Origin of the sequence: Rhodanobacter aciditrophus, from assembly GCF_042679525.1 — a bacterium.
Classification (GTDB): Bacteria; Pseudomonadota; Gammaproteobacteria; order Pseudomonadales; family Marinomonadaceae; genus Marinomonas; species Marinomonas aciditrophus.
Window position 1 is genome coordinate 31,617 of sequence record NZ_JBHTMN010000007.1, and the last position, 20,353, is coordinate 51,969.

A 20,353-nucleotide genomic window follows, 5' to 3' on the forward strand; every position below is an offset into this window, starting at 1 on the left:
CATCATTCCTATTGGCAAAAAGCCCCACTTTCGTGGAAAAATGCATATCAAACCTCTGATCATGCGACATTTTTTATGATTAAACGCGATAAACCCTTGTTTAGCCGCCCAGTACTAGCGGTCATCATAGTTGCTTGCACACTGGCTATTTGGCTGCTCAACCTTACTGCGCCTCATACTCAGTTGGCGACACCAAATATTGAAACTTGGCAAACCGAGTCAGACATCCCAGTTTATTGGGTAAACCAAGGTATTTGGGAGGGCCAGGATAAGCTAGCGATTTCTTTTGTCTTTCAAGGGGATACTCGTAACGCGCCACTCACCGCTGCCACCTTGGGGATGATGCTTGGCCCTAGCCTACCTCTTAGCACGGCCACCATTAACCAGCGCTTAGCCCCTGCAGCGGCCAGCGTTGATAGCAGTTTTGATCATCTTCAACAGACTCTGAATGTCACCTTAAGTAGCCAACCACAATACCTAGCGCCCGCCTTGAAGGTGTTAGACACTTGGTTTAATAACACCCAACTCAAAGCCACACCCCTGGAAACTTGGCAACGCCAATACACCCCCGACCCTGCCGAGCAACAGCTTTGGCAGCAATTTTTCTACGCGCCGGACGCCCCCTTTTCACAGCCAAAACAAGCACTCACCTTAGAAGATATAAACACCTATTTGCAGCATCTAAAAGCTCACGTGTCCCACATTTTAATCGCAGGCGCCATGGACGAAAACGCTCAGCGGGTCTTGGCGAGGGGGCTTTCATCTATGACGAAATCATTGCAGCATAACCTTTACCCTGTCTCTTGGCAGCTCCCTACCCAGCCAGCTACCGCAATATTGGGCAACAATGACCTCAGCGCCATCTATGGCGTTGTGGCAATGGAGCCCTTAGCTTCTGTAGAAGACTGGCTAGCACAGCAAATCTGGGTACGAGATATGTTGCAAGCACAGCAGGATCAGGTCGGTAGCCAGGTGCCCCAATGGGAGCTGCACTTAGGTCGCCAACTTGCCTACGCCAATTGGCAGATAGACGTGCCAACTCAAGTGTTTATAGACGACCAACAACCCTTAACAGCTGCATCCAGCTGGTTCGCCAGCGAAAAGCTACCTAGCTACACAGACACTGGACGTTTTAACGAACTGAAAGCCCAGCTTTTGAATCAACTGGAAGCCTTGGCCAAGAACCCTAGCTGGTGGGCCATCATGGGCACCCGTGTTGCCTTGCCAGACAGTCCACTGTCTCTTGAAACTTTCAGCAAAAGCTACAGTGACGCGGCGAACTCTTTTACAATAGAGCAATATCAGCAGCATATTGATGCGCTCCTAATACCGTCCTCGCGACAAGAAGTTCAGGTCAAACAATGAAGAAGCCTTCAGGCAAACGCTCAACCTCAAAATCCGCCTCCCACTCAAAACTTCGCATTATTGGCGGAGAGTGGCGTTCACGCCAATTACCGATTCCAAACATCGAAGGATTAAGGCCTACCACTGACCGTGTTCGAGAGACAGTATTCAACTGGCTTAACTTCGATATTCCTGGGGCCTCTTGTTTGGACTTATTCTGTGGTTCAGGGGCACTCGGCTTTGAAGCGCTCTCCCGTGGTGCAAAAGACTGTACCTTTGTAGAACTAAATCGCTCCGTTTCGGAGCAAATCAAAACAAACCTAAAAACCCTACAGGCCCATAATGGAAGTGTTATCAATACCGATGCCACAACCTTTTTGCGACAACCTGCGACCGGGTTTGATGTGGTTTTCTTGGATCCGCCCTTTCGCAAGGACTTGTTAGATCAAGTTATTCCTCTGCTGACATCTGGTTGGATCAAGCCTCAAGGCTACATCTACATTGAAAGAGAAAGTGAGAAGTCCCTTGAGTTACCGGACAACTGGCAGCTAGAAAAAGAAAAAGTCGCGGGACAGCTGACGTTTTCTTTGTACCGCAACGCCTGACCTACCTCACCGCTCCTATGGCACGTTTTTATTACCATAAAAACGTGCACAGATATTGCACAGCCCTGTTCACCAGAACATGACTCTCTTTATATAGGTGCGGTTGTATTATGCTCAAGAATCTCTCGTTTCGTGCAAAACTCATCATCTTATTATTGTGCGCCATTATTGGCTTCGCCTTGGTCACTTGGACTGCCATCCAAGGCATGCATTCCCAAAAGCAGGCAAACGCTCAGCTGCGTGTGTTTGGTAGCATTCAAACCAGCGTTGACCGAATGAGCTTAGGCATTCTAGAGGCAGCTGACCGACTTCGCGGTCTAAACAATGACACTTACGAAGCCTATGCCAATGATCTAAAAGCGCAAAAAGCGGCTGACCTACAAGCTTTAAGCGATAGCATTGAACGCGCCCAAAGTGATCAACTGATCAATGCGCTGCAAGCCTCACAAGATGAACTGTCTCGCTACGCTGACGCGCTACTGGAGCTCGCCTACCAACGTAGTGTCATTGGCTTCGACAACAGCTCCGGCTTGAAGGGACAAATCACTTCTCTCGGCAACAAAATTAGTAATGATATTGCCGCTCTCAGCCTACTGAAAAGGGAGTTCGTCAACGTACGTAAAGCAGAAGGCACCTACTTAAGCAGCCCAAGTCCGGAAGTCCTTGCAGAATTAGACGCCAGCTATGAGCGCTTTATGGCACGGGTAGACAACTTTGGTTTCCAAGATACCCATGGGCAAACCGCGGCCCAGTACCACGATGCCATTCTTGCTTATGGCTCAGCCTTCAGTGCTTTAGATGCCGCTGAAACCACCTTCGATGCAGAAAAAGACGCTTTCGCCGAAACACAAGTCGCCCTAGCGGATCTACTGACCACTTATATCATCGCTGCGGAAAACGAGGCAGAAGCCAGCAGTGATCAATCTTTAATAGCCCTCCTCGGCGTCAGTGTGGCCGTGTCTATTGTCTCCATTCTGCTAATGCTAAGTATTGGCCGTAGCGCCCGAAACACCCTTAACCGTGTAATTGCTGACTTAACAAAAGTAAAAGACGGCGACATGACCTCCAAAGCAGTGATCAACGATAAACGCAACGACGAGTTCGATGCCCTCAGTCGCTCCCTCAATGAAATGACTGGCGGCCTTGGCAATGTCTTATCCGAAGTCGTGATCACCACCGGTAGTGTCGGCACCATGATCACAGGATTAAGCCAAGCCATTGGCAATATTGCCGACAACAACCGCTCGGTTAACCAACGTACTAACTCCTTAGCGGAGTCCACTGACGACATCTCTACCCGCATCACCACCTTGTCGACCACCACTGACAACCTACGAGAGCACTCCAGCGAAACCTATCAATCCGCGAAAGCCGGTGCAAAAACCATCCGCGAGGTATTAGACAACCTGAAAGACACGGTAGAAGCGGTTAACCTGACAAGCCAAGAGTTAAATGAACTGGGCCGTTTGTCCACGGACATCGACAACGTGATCAACATGATCAATGACCTTGCCAACCAAACCAACCTACTCGCCCTTAACGCCGCCATTGAAGCCGCCCGTGCAGGGGAAGCAGGACGAGGCTTCTCTGTGGTAGCGGACGAAGTCCGCTCTTTGGCAGAAAAAACCGTGGATGCGACGTCTAAAATCACAGACATAGTCGGCACTATTCAGTCGTCTACCCAGTCCGCCATTAGCACTATGGAAAAAGGCCAACAGCGCCTAAGCGTCATTGAACAAAGTGGTAACGAAGCAGAAGAAGCCATGCGCACCATAGAAACCAATGCGCAAACCAGCTATCAAGCGTCCGATGAGATGGCCGCTTCCATTCAAGATGTGGCGTCAACAGCGGTGGAAATGAGTACCGAAATGGAACAGATCGCCCAGCAACTAAGGGAAGACACCAGCTCCATTGAACAGATCGTGGGGAACGCTCGCCAGATCCATGATATGGCCAATACCTTAGCCGATAAAACCCGCGTCTTTACCCTGTCCTAAAAGCCCATCATTAACACGCCAGCCTGTCTGAGCAGGCTGGCTTTTAACCACTCTCTCTTGATGCCACACAGCGCAAACGCTAGACTGTGCGTCCATTTACCATGATTCCATTGGCCGCAATACTTTGCGGTGTTTTCGCTTTCATTCATCAGGAAACGTACAACCTATGCCGGATACCCTTCCTGCCGACTCAGTAGGGCTCGTGTCACCAAAAGTGGCCCAGTTTGATGAGCCGCTGATTCTCGCTTGTGGCCAAACGCTGCCAACCTATCAGCTTATCTACGAAACCTACGGCACGCTTAATGCGGATGCCAGCAATGCGATTTTGATTTGTCACGCCTTGAGCGGTGACCATCACGCGGCCGGCTATCATTCCATGGAAGACCGTAAACCCGGCTGGTGGGACAGCGCTATTGGCCCAGGCAAACCCATCGATACCAACGTTTTCTTTGTCATCAGCCTTAACAATCTAGGCGGCTGTTGTGGTAGCACAGGGCCCACTACGGTCAACCCAGCCACAGGCAAAGTTTGGGGAGCAGAGTTTCCATTTGTCACCGTGGAAGACTGGGTTGAGAGCCAAGCTCGCCTAGCCGATCGACTAGGGATCAAAACCTTTGCTGCCATTGTCGGAGGCAGCTTGGGCGGTATGCAGGTACTGGAATGGAGCATCCGTTATCCAGATCGTTTGCAAGGGGCGGCGATCATTGCCTCGGCGCCTAAACTATCAACGCAAAACATTGCCTTTAATGAAGTGGCTCGTCAGTCCATTCGCCGTGACCCAGAATTCTTCGATGGGCAATATGTGGAACACAATGCTGTCCCCACCAATGGCCTTGGCTTAGCCCGCATGCTTGGTCACATTACTTACTTGTCTGATGATTCCATGGGTAACAAGTTTGGCCGTCAGATGCGTCATGATGCCTACCAGTACAACTATGAAATCGAATTTGAAGTGGAAAGCTACCTGCGTTATCAAGGGGAAGCCTTCACCAAACGTTTTGACGCCAATACCTATATGCTGATGACCAAGGCATTGGATTACTTCGATCCAGCTGCTAGAGAAGGTGGCGATTTAGCCAAGGTACTTTCTAAGGCTCAATGTGAGTTCTTATTGGTGTCCTTCACCACGGATTGGCGCTTTGCCCCAGAACGTAGTGAAGAAATCGTCGACGCCTTGATACGCTCTGACAAACACGTCACCTACACCAAGATTGACTCCATCGAAGGCCATGACGCCTTTTTGTTCCCGATTCCCCGCTACATGGCGGCGATGCGTGGCTTTTTAGGCCGCATTGCAAAACGTCTACCAAAGGAGAATGTCTAAATGCGCGCTGACCTCGAATTAATCAGTGACTGGATCGCTAAAGACTCGCGAGTACTCGACCTTGGCTGTGGCAATGGCGCTCTGTTAGAACACCTAGCGGAGCATAAGAACACCACCGGCTATGGACTCGAAATCGATGCAGAGAACATTAACTTCTGTATTGAAAAAGGCATTCCGGTGTTAGAGCAAGACATCGACGAAGGCTTACAGAACTTTGATTTGCAAAGTTTTGACGTGGTCGTCATGGCCCACGCCCTGCAGCAATTCCGACGCCCTGATCTATTGTTAGATGAGATGTTGCGCATTGGTAAAGAAGCCATCATCACTTTCCCAAACTTCGGTCATTGGCGTAACCGCATTCACCTAGGCATCAAGGGGCATATGCCCGTGTCTGAGTTTTTGCCTTATAACTGGTATGACACACCGAACATCCACTTCTGTACTTTCAACGATTTTCGCGACTTATGTCAGCAGAAAGACTTAAAAGTACTACGCTGGGCCGCCGTTGACGGACAATTACGAGATCATTGGTGGACTCGCATGATGCCTAACCTTTTCAGCGAAACGGCCATCTTTCACGTTAGCCGTTAATATAGAGATCTACCCATGAGCCAAACCATTGTGCTTGCCAGCAATAACGCGGGCAAAATAAAAGAATTCAACCGACTGTTTGATGCCTTTGATGTGGAAGTAAAACCTCAAGGTGACTTCAAAGTGGAAGACGCAGACGAGACCGGTTTAACCTTTATTGAAAACGCCATCATCAAAGCCCGCCATGCCTGCGAAAAGACAGGTTTACCAGCTTTGGCGGACGATTCGGGTATTGAAGTGGACTACTTAAATGGCGCACCAGGCATATACTCCGCTCGTTTTGCAGGCGGCCACGGGGATAACGAAGCCAACAACGCCCTACTACTCGAAAAGCTAGCAGGGGTTCCCGCAGAGCAACGTACCGCACGCTTCCATTGCGTCTTAGCTTTCATGCGTCACAAAGATGATCCGACCCCCATTATTGCCCACGGCAGCTGGGAAGGTCGCATTTTAGAATCTGCAGAAGGGGTGGAAGGATTTGGCTATGACCCTATCTTTTATGTACCCGAAAAAGGCTGCAGCTCTGCAAGCCTGTCCAAAGATGAAAAAAACCAGCTGAGCCATCGAGCGAAAGCTCTAACGCAACTGTTTGATGCGCTACAAGCAGGCAACATTCTGTCATGAGCGCCCTGCCGCCTTTAAGCCTCTACATTCACGTCCCTTGGTGCGTACGTAAGTGCCCGTACTGTGACTTCAACTCCCACCAAGCGGACCGTTTTGAAGAGCAAGGTAAGCTGCCCGAGCAGGCCTACTTGGATCAGCTACTGGCAGATTTAGAAGTTGACCTGCCTTACGTGGCAGATCGCCCCATTCAAACAGCTTTTATTGGCGGCGGCACGCCCAGCCTCATGAGCGCAGATTTTTATTACCAATTAATGGATGCCCTGCGCAGCAAACTGACTTGGGTGGACAATGCCGAAATCACCATGGAAGCGAACCCCGGCACCTTCGAACAAGAAAAGTTCGCCCACTTTCGTCAAGCGGGGATTAATCGCCTTTCCATTGGTATCCAAAGTTTTCAGCCAAACCTGTTGAAAACCTTAGGAAGAATCCACAATCGCGAAGAAGCCTTGCACGCTGTGGATAAGTCACGGGCCGCTGGATTCGATAACATCAACTTAGACCTGATGCATGGTTTGCCGGATCAAACCACCGCCATGGCTCTGGAAGATCTGCAACTCGCCATCGATTTGAACCCTGAGCACCTGTCTTGGTATCAACTGACCATTGAGCCCAATACTGAGTTCTATCGTCGACCGCCCACCTTGCCAGAAGACAATACCCTATGGAATATCCAAGACGAAGGGTTAGCACTACTGGAGCAAAAGGGTTATCACCAGTACGAAGTTTCCGCCAATGCAAAAGCGGGGCGTGAAGCCAAACACAATCTCAATTACTGGCGATTTGGGGATTATCTAGGGATTGGCGCTGGCGCCCACGGTAAAATCACCCTGCCCGATGGGCAGATTTTTCGTACCCGCAAAACTCGCCACCCAAATCATTACCTGAGCAATTTGCCTGAAGCCTTATGCATCAAAGACGCCATTGAGCCAGAAGATTTGCCTTTAGAGTTCATGATGAATCGCTTACGCTTGTTTGAAAGTTTCCCCCTAAAAGCCTTTGAGCAATATGGTTATCGCCCTGTACCAGCCGTGTTAAAAAGCGCCTGTGAGATTGCCGCAACCCGCGGATTATTAAGTGAAAACTTATGGAAAAATGGAATAATAAGCACCACAGAAAAGGGTAAATTATTCCTCAATGAGTTACTCGAACTTTTCTTGCCAGAATAATACTTACACTTACAATAATTTGACATCTAAGTATTTTGCTGTCATTCTGCCTTCCATCAGGTTGTTTTATAGGCGATCTTATATGACAACCTTGAACGTTTTGGCGATTTTTTAGCCAAGTTGAAGTGTCAAAGCTTCTATTTCAATCAGGCCTTTGCCTGTACATGTGCGTCCCTCAGCACACTTTTGTGAATAGTTTTACTCGCTTCGTTAGAGTAAAAGCACAGCGACAATTGGAATGGTTGTTTTTAGGCAGCGTCGAAACGTGACTCTCTCCTTTGCCGTCATTCCAATTGTTACCATCTTAATAATTGGGAGATAAAAGATGAGTAATACTACTCCGCCAAAAGGGCGGGAAGAGTACAGCACATCCTACAAGGTCGGACAGGATAACGTTCAGTTCCTTGGCTTAGATGTACACAATCCAGTCTTCGGCATCAGTGCCCTAATCATTTTAGCCTTCGTTATTGGCTCTATCGTTTTCCCTGGTGACGCCAAAGAGCTTTTAATGGCCGCTCGCGGTTGGTCAATCAACAACTTCGATTGGTTCTTTGCCATTTCTGGTAACCTATTTGTTTTATTCTGTTTAGTCTTAATCGTTCTCCCAATGGGTAAAATCCGATTAGGCGGTACAGAAGCCAAATCCGAACACTCTACGATAGCCTGGTTCTGTATGCTGTTTGCAGCAGGTATGGGTATTGGTTTGATGTTCTGGAGTGTGGCAGAACCTGTGGCTTACTACACAGGCTGGTACGGCACACCGCTTAATGTGGAAGCAAATACTCCTGAAGCGGCTCGCTTAGCAATGGGTGCAACCATGTTCCACTGGGGTCTACACCCATGGGCCATCTATGCGGTTGTGGCTTTGTCCCTCGCTTTCTTCGCGTACAACAAAGGTTTGCCTTTAACCATCCGTTCTGCGTTCTACCCACTTTTCGGTGAGCGTGTCTGGGGTACTTTGGGCCACTTTGTCGACATCCTATCGGTAATTGCGACCATCTTTGGTTTGGCAACATCCCTAGGGTTTGGCGCACAGCAAGCAACGTCTGGTTTACATTTCCTATTTGGTTTACCAAACACGCTAGCCACTCAGATCTGTGTCATCATCGCTGTTACCGGTGTTGCCATTATTTCGGTTGCTCGTGGTCTAGACGGTGGTGTGAAGCTGCTTTCGAACGTTAACATGATCATTGCAGCAGTATTGGCTTTGTTCATCGTGATCGTTGGTCATACGGGTGCCATCTTCGCTGCCATTGGTAGTTTCTTCCTAGGCTATGTTGAAAACATTATTCCTCTAAGTAACTGGATTGGTCGTGATGACCAAACCTTCTACCACGGCTGGACAATCTTCTACTGGGCTTGGTGGATTAGCTGGTCACCATTTGTTGGTATGTTTATCGCCCGCGTATCTCGTGGCCGTACCGTACGTGAGTTCATCATTGCCGTATTGCTTGTACCGACTGCCGTATCCCTTGTGTGGATGGCGATCTTCGGTGGCTCTGCTATCGAGCAAGTAGAAAACGGTGTAGGTGCTCTGTCAGGTGGTATCTCAGAAGTATCGTTGGCCATGTTCCAAATGTTTGAGCAGTTGCCACTTACCTCTGTGATTTCATTTGTGGGTATCGTATTGGTCTTGGTGTTCTTCGTGACCTCTTCTGACTCTGGTTCACTGGTTATCGATGGCATCACTGCCGGTGGTAAGACAGATGCACCTATGTCTCAGCGTATTTTCTGGGCTGTGATGGAAGGTATTATTGCGATTGCCTTGTTGGTAGGCGGTGGCTCCGACGCCTTGACCGCCATCCAAGCTGCGGCGATTACCATAGGTCTACCGTTTACCTTGTTGATGCTGGTTATGTGTGTCAGCTTGTTTATCGGCCTAAAACAAGACCTTAAATTTGTCGGGAAATAATCGTTCCTAACAAATTACCTTCGCAAAGGCGGGCTTAGCTCGCCTTTGTTGCGTTTGGGGAGCCCTTAGATTAGAATTGCTTCACCTCTTAAGGGAGTAATCTTCTTCCTATCTGTGAAGATCCTCTGTCAACATAATTGAGCCTCAAGCTCATGGCAGGAGAGTCCTAGAGCCTTAGCGCTTCGGATTGATGAGACTTAAGACGATGACTTGGCTCAGGTGGGCACAGGTTCATTGTCTTATGTTTAATCGCCCACCACGGAAACACAAATGGAAGCCTTACTAACCTCAATTTCAACTGTCGCACTGGCAGAAATGGGTGATAAAACCCAGCTTCTGGCACTCTTTCTTGCGACACGATTCTCTTCTAAATTTCAAATCGTTCTTGGTATTCTTGCCGCGACTATTCTTAACCACTTAGCTTCGGCATGGTTTGGCGCACAAGTTGCTGACTGGGTGCCTGAAGGTTGGGTAAATTGGTTAGTCGGTGCTAGCTTTATAGCAGTAGGCTTATGGATCTTGATCCCTGATAAGGATGACAGTGAAGAAAGCAACGTTATGAAATCTGGTGCGTTTATTGCGACGTTTGTTCTCTTTTTCCTAGCGGAAATCGGTGACAAGACACAATTGGCCACCGTTATACTTGGGGCTAACTATCAATCAGTACTTTGGGTGACCGTGGGCTCAACCATAGGTATGCTGTTAGCAAACGTACCTGTCGTGTTTGCAGGTAACTGGTTAATGCAACGCATCAACCCGGCGAAAACACGAATCGCTGCTTGTATTCTATTTGTCGTACTGGGTATTAGCGCGATCATTTATCCAGTCATGTAATTACGAGGATATTATGGACATTGAACTCTCGGAAATATTGGACACCCTTTGTGAGTACGCACCGTTTGCGGACCTAAAAGACGAACCCATCTTGCAAGAGATGGTAAAAGACATCGAAATCCAATACCTCCGAGCGGGACAATGGGCCATCGCCCCTGAAGAACGGAATGAAACGTTATTCTTCATTCGCAGCGGCGCAGTAGAGTCCAAGGGCAGAGAGGGCAAGCTACTGCGACGCATGCATGAAGGTGACATCTTCGGATCTTCGTCACTGCTCCGAGGGGGTAAGTCTTCACAAACCATGCGCGCTTTAGAGGACACACTCCTCTATCGCATTCCGGCACGTTGGTTTATTCAGTTTTATACGGATTTCGACGCATTTTCTGACTTCTTTGAAGTATCTCGAGAAGTACGTTTGAAAGCCGCCATGGACAGCCAGTCCTCAGACTTGTCGTTAATGACCTGTCCAATTCACAGTCTCTTACGCCGTCAGCCCATCACCGCTGATCAAAGCGTTGATATTATGACCGCCGCTAACATCATGGCTGAGGAGCGAGTCTCCTCATTACTGATTACCGAAAACGATATGCTGGTGGGCATTTTAACCGACCGGGATTTACGCAACCGAGTAGTGGCAAAGGGTTTGCCTTTCGACACGGGTGTCAGCACCGTCATGACCCGTGATCCTATCTCCGTGGACGCGGGGGATTTTGCCTCTGAAGCCGTGTTAAAAATGATGTCAGCAAACATTCACCATTTGCCTGTGCTCAAGAAAGACCGCCCTATTGGTGTCATCAGCACCGGTGACTTGGTGCAACGGGAAAGCCATGGCTCCATCTATGTCATCAGCGATATTTTCAAACAAGAAAGCATCGAAGGCCTGGTCAGCATCAGTAAAAAAATGACTCACACTTTCACTCAGCTGGTGAATGCAGATGCCAACACACAAATGATCGGCAACGCTTTGTCCCACATTGGCGTCGCATTTGTGAAGCGTCTATTACAGCTGGGTGAGCAACAGCTTGGTCCAGCGCCAGTCCCCTACTGTTTCTTGGCCCTAGGCTCCCAAGCTCGGGAAGAGCAAACCATTAGCACCGACCAAGACAATGCCATGATCTTAAGTGATCGTTATAACGAAGCAGAGCACGGCGATTACTTCCGGGAGCTGAGCGAATACGTTTGTAACAACTTAGACAAATGCGGCTATCCGCTTTGTACTGGGGAGATCATGGCCATGAACCCCAAATGGCGTATGACTCTTTCTCAATGGAAAGAGCAATTCTCTGAGTGGATCCTCAAGCCAAAAGCAGAAGCTCTACTGCATCTGTCGATCTTCTTTGACCTACGGGGCATTTATGGGGATAAGATGTTCGCCAAGCAGCTTAATCGTCACATTCGCGAACAGGCCCAAAGCCACAAAGGTTTCTTATCTGCCTTGGCGCGCAACGCTAACCAACGCACGCCACCGCTAGGGTTCTTCCGTCAATTTGTATTGGATGATGAAGGCAAACAGTCCCGTACCTTTAACCTAAAAGGTCGTGGTATTGCTCCGATTTGTGATTTGGTGCGGGTACATGCCTTGGCACTAGGGTCTTCTAAGCTCAATACCTTCGAACGCTTGGAAGACATCGAAGAAGCGGGGGTGATGCCAGACGGCAGAGCACGAGACTTGATCCTCGCCTTGGAAATGATTGGCATGGTGCGTATCAAAAACCAAAAGTCTCAAATCGAGAACGGTGAAGAACCTGATAACAAGGTTGACCCAGAAACGCTTTCAGCCTTCGAGAAGCGCCATTTGAGGGACGCTTTTAACATTGTTTCGCGTCAGCAAGAGTTCTTGAAATACCGCTATCCAGGGAAGGGTTAGTTCCACATTATGCAATCACCTTATGAAACACCCGATGATTGGCAGGCGACCTTCGCACAGCTTGCCAAAGAAGTGCAAACGCCTGAGCTTAAAGCGTTTTATGAAGCCGGAGCCGCTCGTTTTGATGGCAATCTCCAAGAGGCGCCGCTGGTAGCATTAGACATTGAAACCACTGGACTGGACCCTGATACGGACGACATTGTGAGCATTGGTTTAGTGGATATGACATTGGATCGTATTCCTCTCAATCAAGCCCGCTATTGGCTCGCTAAGCCCCATGGTCCACTGACAGCAGAATCCGTTACCATTCATGAAATCACCCATGAAGAGATCAAGGATGCCCCGCGACTTTCCAGCTTTTTGGACGACGTTTTAGAGGCGATCGCCGGTAAAGTGGTGGTGGTCCATTGCGCCGCTATTGAACGCCCGTTTCTTTATCAAGCGGCACAAAAATACTTCGGTGAGCCATTACTGTTTCCCATGGTAGATACCATGGCCCTTGAGGCGGCCATCATCCACAAACCTTGGTGGAAACGCTTTGGTAGACAACCTTCCGTCCGTTTAGATGCTTGTCGCCAGCGCTACAATCTCCCCCGCTACCGCGCCCATCAAGCCTTGATTGATGCCATCTCTTGCGCAGAGCTTTTGCAAGCGCAAGCAGCACACCACTTAGATGTCGAGCGCCCCCTAAAGGATTATTACTGCTAACCATTCCTCGGTTCACAATAACACGCTAGAGTGCGGGACAACTTTCCCGCACCACTAGTTGGGTTTCAAGCTCCACATCTTTTGACTCACGCAAACCTAAAAAAATCTCCGCGGCAATGCGGCCTTTGGCAACAGTCTGCTGATACACAGTAGTAATGGAAGGATGGAAAGTCTCGCTTTCTGGAATGCCATCGAATCCCACCACTTGCAGATCTTCCGGTACGCGAAGGCCCATTTGCAATGCTGTCTGAAGCGCCGCCAAAGCAATCCGATCACTCATGCAAAGTAATAACTGAGGGCGATTAGCCATGGTGAGGGCTTCTCTAGCCGCTTGATAAGCCAACTTATGATCGTTATGGGGAATGTTCCAGATCAACTCTGGAGGCAGCTCTACTTGAGCTTCTTGCAAGGCCCTGCGATAGCCCGCCAGACGCTGAATCGAGATTGACGCCGCCGCATCAAACAGCTCGTCATCACGTATGCGACACACTCGATCCGTTTCTAATAAGGCTAATCCCAATATCGCAATATGCTCAGGCTGATGCACTAGAGCATGCTTGGCAATGTCGTAGGCGCCCTTTTCATTGGTCACATTCACCGATGGGGTGCCGGGAATGGCACTGTCGACCGTAACCACATTTTTGCGCGCATCTAACCAAGGCGCACTATGGTACTGCTGGGGCTTGTGTCCATAGACGATAAAGCCATCCACCATGGACGACTGCATGCGCGTTTGCACATCCTGCTTGGCTTCTGTCGCGGACAACAGCAGCATGTTGTAATCATTGGCTTCAAAGACTTCCGCCATACCTGTAATAAACTGATTGGCAACCGGATCAGACAGGGAATAACTCAGCTCGTCCGATAGGACTATCCCCACAATCCCAGTACGCCCAGTACGCAAGCTCCGAGCCGCCGCATTGGGGCCGTAATAGCCCATCTCTTCACACTGCTTCAAAATATTTTCGCGCAGCTCAGCAGACAGCTGATCAGGACGATTAAAGGCGTTAGAGATGGTCGCGGTGGACACATTCAGATGCAAGGCAACGTCTTTGAGGGTGAGTTTTTTTATTGTCGTTTTCATATCAACCTGCAATACAACTCGACGGGTAAACAAAGCGCCCCAACTCATCTGTTGGGGCGCAAAAGGGCTAGCCTAATACCCCATAAAACGCTTGGTAAGGCGGTAATGACACAGTACTTCCAGAGATCGAAGCCGTGAAGCCATGACCCGTGAGTGGCTCAGACACAGCCACAGATACTTCTGCAGTGTGGTGGTCACCTGTCATATTTAGCACGACCAAGACCCGTTGCCCTTGGTATTCACGCTCAAACGCCACCAGGTCATCATTGGCTACGTCGATTAAAGTCAAAGCGCCATTCACTAGGGTTGGCTGGTTTTGGCGCCATGCCATCAAGCGACGCACCTTATGTAATAGGGCCTCTGGGTCCGCTTCTTGCTCCGCCACACTCAGTGGTAATTGCGCCGCGGAGACTGGCAACCATGGCTCCACGGTAGAGAAGCCACCAAGAGGTGATTTGTCCCATACCATGGGAGTACGACAGCCATCACGGCCTTTAAACACTGGCCATAGAGGAATGCCATAAGGGTCTTGGATGCGCTCAAAGGGCACTTCTGCTTCAGGTAAGCCTAGCTCTTCCCCTTGGTACAAGCACACACTGCCGCGCAAGGATAAAATCAGCGCCATGGCCACCAATGGGTAAGCTCTCGGATCTTCCCCTTTGCCCCAGCGGGAGCGGGAGCGCTCTACGTCATGGTTCGACAGGGCCCAACATGGCCAGCCATCCCCCACAATCTCATTCATGTTGGCTAAGACTTCACGGATGTAAGCCGGTGAATGGGGCTTGTTCAAAAAGTCGAAGGTGTAAGCCATATGTAGCTTATCGCCACCGGAGGTATATTCCGCCATGCGTTTGAGAGGGAAGTCGTCACCAATCTCACCCACCGTGGTGGTGCCTGGGTATTCATCCATCAAAGCCCGTAGCTCTTTGAGGAAGTCCAAGTTTTCCGGACGGCTCAAGTCATACACGTGACGCTGGTAAGTGTATGGATTGTCCTCTGGTGCGCCTTTGGTTTTTGGCTCACCCGGCGGCACTGGTGGGTTGTCTTCCAAGCCTTGACTATGGAAATAGAAGTTCACCGTATCAAGACGGAAACCATCCACCCCCAAATCGAGCCAAAAACGCATATTATCCAAGTGGGCTTTACGCACCACTGGATTGTGGAAGTTAAAGTCCGGTTGGCTTTCGAGAAAGTTATGCAAATAGTACTGCAGACGACGGCTGTCCCATTTCCAGGCACTGCCTCCAAAGATCGACAGCCAGTTATTTGGCGGAGAGCCGTCTGGTTTTGGGTCCGCCCAAACATACCAGTCCGCTTTGTCATTGGTCTTGTCCTGACGGCTTTCTTCAAACCAAGGATGCACGTCAGATGAATGGCTGATGACCTGATCCACCATGACCTTAAGATTCAAAGAGTGAGCCTTGTCGATCAGAGCTTTGAAATCCTCCAAAGAACCAAACATAGGGTCAATATCACGGTAATCACTGATGTCGTAACCAAAGTCTTTCATCGGTGAAGTAAAAATCGGCGACAGCCAAATCGCATCGACCCCTAACGAGGCCACATAGTCGAGCTTCTGTGCAATGCCCGCAAGATCTCCAATGCCATCGCCATTGGCGTCCATAAAACTGCGCGGGTAAATCTGATAAATCACCCCGCCTTTCCACCAGTTCAGATCGGTTGACATAACACCATTCTCCAAAAAATTGGGTGCTGAGATAAAAGACTCAGCACCGGTCATCAATCATGCATCACATGACCGCTAGTCGCGGCGGTATGTGTTCTCTTGTTCATCAAACAAATGTAGGGCTTCAGGCTTCGCCGCTAAGCGCACTGGGTCGCCCTTTTCGATTTTTAGGGTACCCGCTTGCTTTGCAATCACCATGCCTTCTACTCCAGGTACCGCCACATATAGCAAGGTGGCTTCCCCCAAAGACTCAATAAAAGACACTTCCCCAGCCAACATCGCCCCCTCGTCCTCAGCCACAACGTCCAGATGCTCGGGACGAACACCAAAGAAAGCCGTCTTACCCTGCTCTGAACTCTCGGTGGAAATCGGTACAGTGACAGTCTGCTCTGATGCCAAGGTCACAAGGGTTTCACTGCCCGTAGAAGCGATCTGACAAGGCAGGATATTCATGGCTGGAGAGCCAATAAACTTCGCCACAAACACGTTTTCAGGACGTTCATACAAAGCGAGCGGTGAGCCTACTTGCTCGATGTTGCCAGCGGATAACAGCACGATTCGATCCGCCAAGGTCATGGCTTCCACCTGATCATGGGTCACATAAATCATGGTGCTGTCCGGCATGCTTTCTTTTAAGTTAGCAATCTCCATACGGGTTGCCACACGCAAAGCTGCGTCTAGGTTCGACAAGGGCTCATCAAACAAAAAGACTTTAGGACGGCGCACAATCGCACGACCAATGGCCACCCGTTGACGCTGACCGCCGGATAAGGCTTTGGGTAAACGGTCCAAAAACGGCGTCAATTGCAGCATTTCTGCTGCTTTACGCACCTGTTTGTCGATTTCCGCTTTGTCTTCTTTGGCGATCTGTAAGCTGAACGCCATGTTGTCGTATACCGTCATGTGCGGATACAGGGCATAACTTTGGAACACCATAGCGATACCGCGTAGAGAAGGCGGCACATCGTTCACCACAGTCCCGTCGATCTCCAAGGTGCCACCGGAGATTTCTTCCAGACCGGAAATCATGCGCAACAAGGTGGATTTACCACAGCCAGAAGGCCCAACAAAAACGATAAATTCGCCCTGTTTAATATCTAAATTGATGTCTCGCATGACCTCCACTTGGTTTGCGTAGACCTTTTTAACATTGGTTAGCTTTACATCTGCCATGTCTATTGCCTCTTTTCGCGAGCGCTCTGGGCGCTTCGCCATTCAAATTCGACGTTATTTAACGGATCCAGCCAATAAGCCACGTACCAGATAACGCTGTAATCCAAAGAACACACATAAAGGAACTATGATGGTGATAAACGCCGAAGCGGTGAGAATCTCCCAGTTGCCACCACGGGAGCCCAACAATTCACGCAGCTGTCCCGTCATTACCAGCTGATCTTCGTTGTTCCCCAAAAACACCATCGCAATCAGCAAATCGTTCCATACCCAAAGGAATTGGAAAATGGCAAAAGACGCCAACGCAGGGAACGACAGAGGTAAAATAATTTTGCGGAAAATGTCGAAATCCGAGGCACCATCTACCCGAGCAGATTCAATAATCTCGCTCGGCAAACCAGCGATATAATTGCGTAGGAGATAAATAGCCAAGGGCAAACCAAACCCCGTATGGGCAAGCCAGATCCCCACATAGGTTTTCGCTCCTACCCCTAAAAACTCCCCGATTACATTGTAGGTTTTCAACAGGGGAATCAGAGACATTTGTAATGGCACTACCAACAGTCCCACCACCGCAGCGATCAAGAGCGCACGACCGGGGAACTTCATCCACGCCAAGGCATAAGCCGCAAACGCTGCGATCAGAATAGGGATAATGGTCGCAGGGATGGTCACCGTCAGGGAGTTAATAAACGACTTGCCTAACCCTTCTGCTCCCAACACCTCACGATAGTTATCCAGGGTGAAACGGGGTGGCACTTCTGCCGTATAGAAAATCCGCTGACCACGGCGACCACTCATTTCTTCTTCCGAAGAAATTAAATAATCCCCGTTCGCCATCACCTGTAGCTGAATACCACGCTTCAGTGCCACGGTTTCCCCTGCAGCATAAGCCTCTGGCTCTAACGAGCTGCTACCGAAGCGAGTGATTTTCGCAGAATGATCTGAGCCATCGCCAAGCACATTGCCTCGAATCACCCAAAGATTGCCTTCTTGGGTTTGCGCCTCTGCTGAGGCGGCACGCTCCACGAGACGTTGCTCTGAGGTTGCTAGCGCCGTCCACCAGCCTGATGTAGACAACTGATCTTTATCGCGAATGGAAGAGACAAACAGCCCCAAAGTAGGGATGGTCCAAATAATCACCAATAGCAATACCGTCACATGGACCACTGCGGTTAAGGCAGAGCCTTTCTTTGAGATCACCATATTAGCGGCCCTCCATTTCAGCGTTGGCACGCTTGATGTTCCAAACCATGATAGGGATGACCAGCACCATGATGACAATGGCTACGACCGCGCCACGACCAAAGTCACCGCCCCCGCGGAACATCCAATCAAACATCTGGTTCGCCAGCACCTGTGTCCCCCACTGACCGTTGGTCATGGCCAATACAATGTCGAATACCTTGAGTACCAGAATGGTTATGGTGGTCCATACCACAGCGATAGTGCCCCAGATTTGCGGCACCATGATCTTAAAGAAAATCTGCACTCCGCTGGCACCGTCCAACACCGCGGCTTCGATGGTTTCGTCAGGAATTCCCCGTAGCGCCGCAGACAAAATCACCATGGCAAATCCCGTTTGGATCCACACCAAGATGATCATCAAAAAGAAATTGTTCCAAAATGGAATCGTAATCCACGCCTGAGGCTCGCCACCAAAGGCCACCACCACAGCGTTTAACAAACCGATCTGTGGGTCATCGCCACTGCGGTAGTCGTAGATGAATTTCCAGATCACCGATGCCCCGATAAAGGAAATCGCCATAGGCATAAAGATCAAACTCTTGGCGATGTTGCCCCACCAGACGCGATCGGTCATGGTGGCGATGACTAAACCGAAGAAGGTCGCCATGGTAGGCACAAAGATCAGCCATAACATGTTGTTTTTGAACGACTCAAAAAACTCGTCACTGCCAAACAACCACACATAATTGCTAACACCGACGAAGGCTTCCCCAGTGCGATCGTAAAAAGACAAGCGAAACGAATCGATTACCGGATAAAACAAATAGAAGGTTAAGATCAGTACCGCTGGCCCAAGAAACAACCAAGGTCGAATGCGGTTACTGATACGAAGGTTACGAGCCACCACTTCTGGGGGGCGGTTCTTCCCTGGAAATATCATGTCTAATAAGGCATTAGAGCCATAAAAGTATGCTGCGCACGCAAGCACGCCTAAGATCATGGTCACTAACGCTGTCGCGAGCTGTCCCATTGTCTCTCCAATACATCGCAAAAGAGGTTGTGAAAGGGTTAATCAGAAGCTTGGAGGCTCTTCAGAGCCTCCAAGGTATGGCGTGCTATTTCAGCGCATCCCAAGTTTTCTGGATGCTATCAGCCACATCTTTAGCGTCCTCACCACCGGCATAATCGACCATGCCCGTCCAGAAGGAACCAGCGCCGATCTTACCTGGCATGAGGTCCGAGCCATCAAAACGGAAGGTCGTGGCGTCATGAAGGATTTCCCCTTGTTTACGAGCGGTTTCGGTCACGTAAATGTCTGGGTTAACCTTGCCATGGGGAGACAGGAAGCCTGTTTGCGCCATCCACAGTTCATGGGCGATGGGTGAACGTAGGAAGTCGATGAAGGCACGGGCACCTTTAGAATCCGCCGTAATGGCTGCCAAGGTACCAGCACCCAATACGGGATTACCTAGATCTTTGGCTTCATAAGATGGGAAGTAGAAGAAATCCGCATCCAAGCCCACTTCCACCTCTTCTGGGAAGAAGGCTGGAATGAAAGACGCTTGGCGATGCATGTAACATTTTGGAGGGGACGCGAATAAGCCTTTAGGGCTATCACGGAAGTCCGTAGAAGCCACAGCCCCTGCGCCACCATCCACGTAATCGTCATTGCGGGCAAACCAGCCGAACTCATTGATGGTTTCTACAATACGAGGGTCGTTGAATTTCACCTCATTGGTCACCCACTTATCGTACACATCCGCTGGCTGCAAGCGTAGTAACAAGTCTTCAACCCAGTCTGTTGCCGGCCACCCAGTAGCCGCGCCGGAACCAAGACCAATACACCAAGGAGTGCCGCCATCAGCCACAATCTGTTGCGTCAGAGCCTTCAGCTCTTCCATAGTTTCAGGCACGTCATAGCCTGCATCATCAAAGTTGTCTGGAGAGTACCAGACCAGAGATTTCAGGTCCGCACGGTAGAAGATACCGTAAAAGTCTTGCTTGCCTGATGCGTTAGTGAAGGTTGCTAAATCTACCCAGGATTGTCCCGCGGCATAGTCATCTTGAATGCCCTTCTTAACCGTATCAGACAGAGGTGTTAGGAAGCCTTTAGACGCCAAGTCAGCCGCTAACCCCGGTTGCGGGAAGATGGCAATGTTAGGGGCACTCCCAGCTTGGGAGTCGATCACAATCTGCTGTTCAAAGGAGTCCGAGCCAGCGTAACTTACGTCTGCGCCAGTGGCTTTTTC

The 20,353-nt window shown here is 49.7% G+C and carries 17 protein-coding genes; 11 read left to right on the top strand and 6 right to left on the bottom strand.

The window, feature by feature from the left end; genetic code table 11:
- The first annotated feature begins 75 nt into the window (after positions 1-75).
- The 11 genes from ACFQ45_RS05555 (at position 76) to ACFQ45_RS05605 (ending at position 12,972) form a co-directional block, all read left to right on the top strand.
- A complete protein-coding gene (locus ACFQ45_RS05555; RefSeq protein WP_377365994.1) occupies positions 76-1,365 on the top strand; it encodes a hypothetical protein in 1,290 nt (429 codons plus the stop codon).
- Positions 1,362-1,949 carry a 16S rRNA (guanine(966)-N(2))-methyltransferase RsmD gene (gene rsmD / locus ACFQ45_RS05560; protein WP_377365995.1) on the top strand — a complete coding sequence of 196 codons (588 nt, stop codon included), beginning with the start codon at positions 1,362-1,364 and terminating at the stop codon, positions 1,947-1,949. Before ACFQ45_RS05555 ends, rsmD begins: the two co-directional genes overlap by 4 nt.
- 110 nt (positions 1,950-2,059) lie before the next feature.
- Positions 2,060-3,946: a methyl-accepting chemotaxis protein gene (locus ACFQ45_RS05565; RefSeq protein WP_377365996.1), complete on the top strand. Its 1,887-nt coding sequence runs from the start codon at positions 2,060-2,062 to the stop codon at positions 3,944-3,946.
- Positions 3,947-4,112: 166 nt separating this feature from the next.
- Positions 4,113-5,270, top strand: coding sequence for a homoserine O-succinyltransferase MetX (gene metX, locus ACFQ45_RS05570; RefSeq protein ID WP_377365997.1), 1,158 nt, complete (start codon positions 4,113-4,115; stop codon positions 5,268-5,270).
- Complete coding sequence (gene metW, locus ACFQ45_RS05575; protein WP_377365999.1) at positions 5,271-5,861, top strand: methionine biosynthesis protein MetW; 591 nt, start codon at positions 5,271-5,273, stop codon at positions 5,859-5,861.
- 15 nt (positions 5,862-5,876) lie between these two features.
- Positions 5,877-6,485 carry an RdgB/HAM1 family non-canonical purine NTP pyrophosphatase gene (rdgB, locus tag ACFQ45_RS05580; RefSeq protein ID WP_377366000.1) on the top strand — a complete coding sequence of 203 codons (609 nt, stop codon included), beginning with the start codon at positions 5,877-5,879 and terminating at the stop codon, positions 6,483-6,485.
- Positions 6,482-7,651 (top strand): radical SAM family heme chaperone HemW, encoded by a 1,170-nt coding sequence (gene hemW, locus ACFQ45_RS05585; protein ID WP_377366001.1) that lies wholly within the window; start codon positions 6,482-6,484, stop codon positions 7,649-7,651. The genes rdgB and hemW overlap by 4 nt, the downstream gene beginning before the upstream one ends.
- Positions 7,652-7,976: 325 nt before the next feature.
- The gene (locus ACFQ45_RS05590) at positions 7,977-9,563 is read left to right on the top strand and encodes a BCCT family transporter (protein ID WP_377366002.1); all 1,587 of its coding nucleotides are present in this window, start codon (positions 7,977-7,979) and stop codon (positions 9,561-9,563) included.
- A 270-nt stretch (positions 9,564-9,833) separates the two neighbouring features.
- Positions 9,834-10,397 carry a TMEM165/GDT1 family protein gene (locus ACFQ45_RS05595; protein WP_377366003.1) on the top strand — a complete coding sequence of 188 codons (564 nt, stop codon included), beginning with the start codon at positions 9,834-9,836 and terminating at the stop codon, positions 10,395-10,397.
- A gap of 13 nt (positions 10,398-10,410) precedes the next feature.
- Positions 10,411-12,264 carry a DUF294 nucleotidyltransferase-like domain-containing protein gene (locus ACFQ45_RS05600; RefSeq protein WP_377366004.1) on the top strand — a complete coding sequence of 618 codons (1,854 nt, stop codon included), beginning with the start codon at positions 10,411-10,413 and terminating at the stop codon, positions 12,262-12,264.
- Positions 12,265-12,273: 9 nt separating this feature from the next.
- Positions 12,274-12,972, top strand: a complete 699-nt coding sequence (locus tag ACFQ45_RS05605) for a 3'-5' exonuclease (protein WP_377366005.1) — start codon at positions 12,274-12,276, stop codon at positions 12,970-12,972.
- A gap of 25 nt (positions 12,973-12,997) precedes the next feature.
- On the opposite strand, the gene ACFQ45_RS05610 is transcribed toward ACFQ45_RS05605, so the two are convergent.
- From ACFQ45_RS05610 to ACFQ45_RS05635, 6 genes are all read right to left on the bottom strand, one after another.
- Complete coding sequence (locus tag ACFQ45_RS05610; protein WP_377366006.1) at positions 12,998-14,056, bottom strand: LacI family DNA-binding transcriptional regulator; 1,059 nt, start codon at positions 14,054-14,056, stop codon at positions 12,998-13,000.
- Positions 14,057-14,123: 67 nt separating this feature from the next.
- Positions 14,124-15,743, bottom strand: a complete 1,620-nt coding sequence (locus ACFQ45_RS05615; RefSeq protein WP_377366007.1) for an alpha-glucosidase family protein — start codon at positions 15,741-15,743, stop codon at positions 14,124-14,126.
- A gap of 75 nt (positions 15,744-15,818) precedes the next feature.
- Positions 15,819-16,916 (bottom strand): ABC transporter ATP-binding protein, encoded by a 1,098-nt coding sequence (locus tag ACFQ45_RS05620; RefSeq protein ID WP_377366008.1) that lies wholly within the window; start codon positions 16,914-16,916, stop codon positions 15,819-15,821.
- A gap of 54 nt (positions 16,917-16,970) precedes the next feature.
- Positions 16,971-18,122: a carbohydrate ABC transporter permease gene (locus tag ACFQ45_RS05625; protein ID WP_377366010.1), complete on the bottom strand. Its 1,152-nt coding sequence runs from the start codon at positions 18,120-18,122 to the stop codon at positions 16,971-16,973.
- Position 18,123: 1 nt separating this feature from the next.
- Positions 18,124-19,134 (bottom strand): carbohydrate ABC transporter permease, encoded by a 1,011-nt coding sequence (locus ACFQ45_RS05630; RefSeq protein ID WP_377366011.1) that lies wholly within the window; start codon positions 19,132-19,134, stop codon positions 18,124-18,126.
- An 85-nt stretch (positions 19,135-19,219) separates the two neighbouring features.
- Positions 19,220-20,353, bottom strand: a 1,134-nt coding sequence (locus ACFQ45_RS05635) for an ABC transporter substrate-binding protein (protein ID WP_377366012.1), incomplete at its 5' end; no start/stop codon positions are given.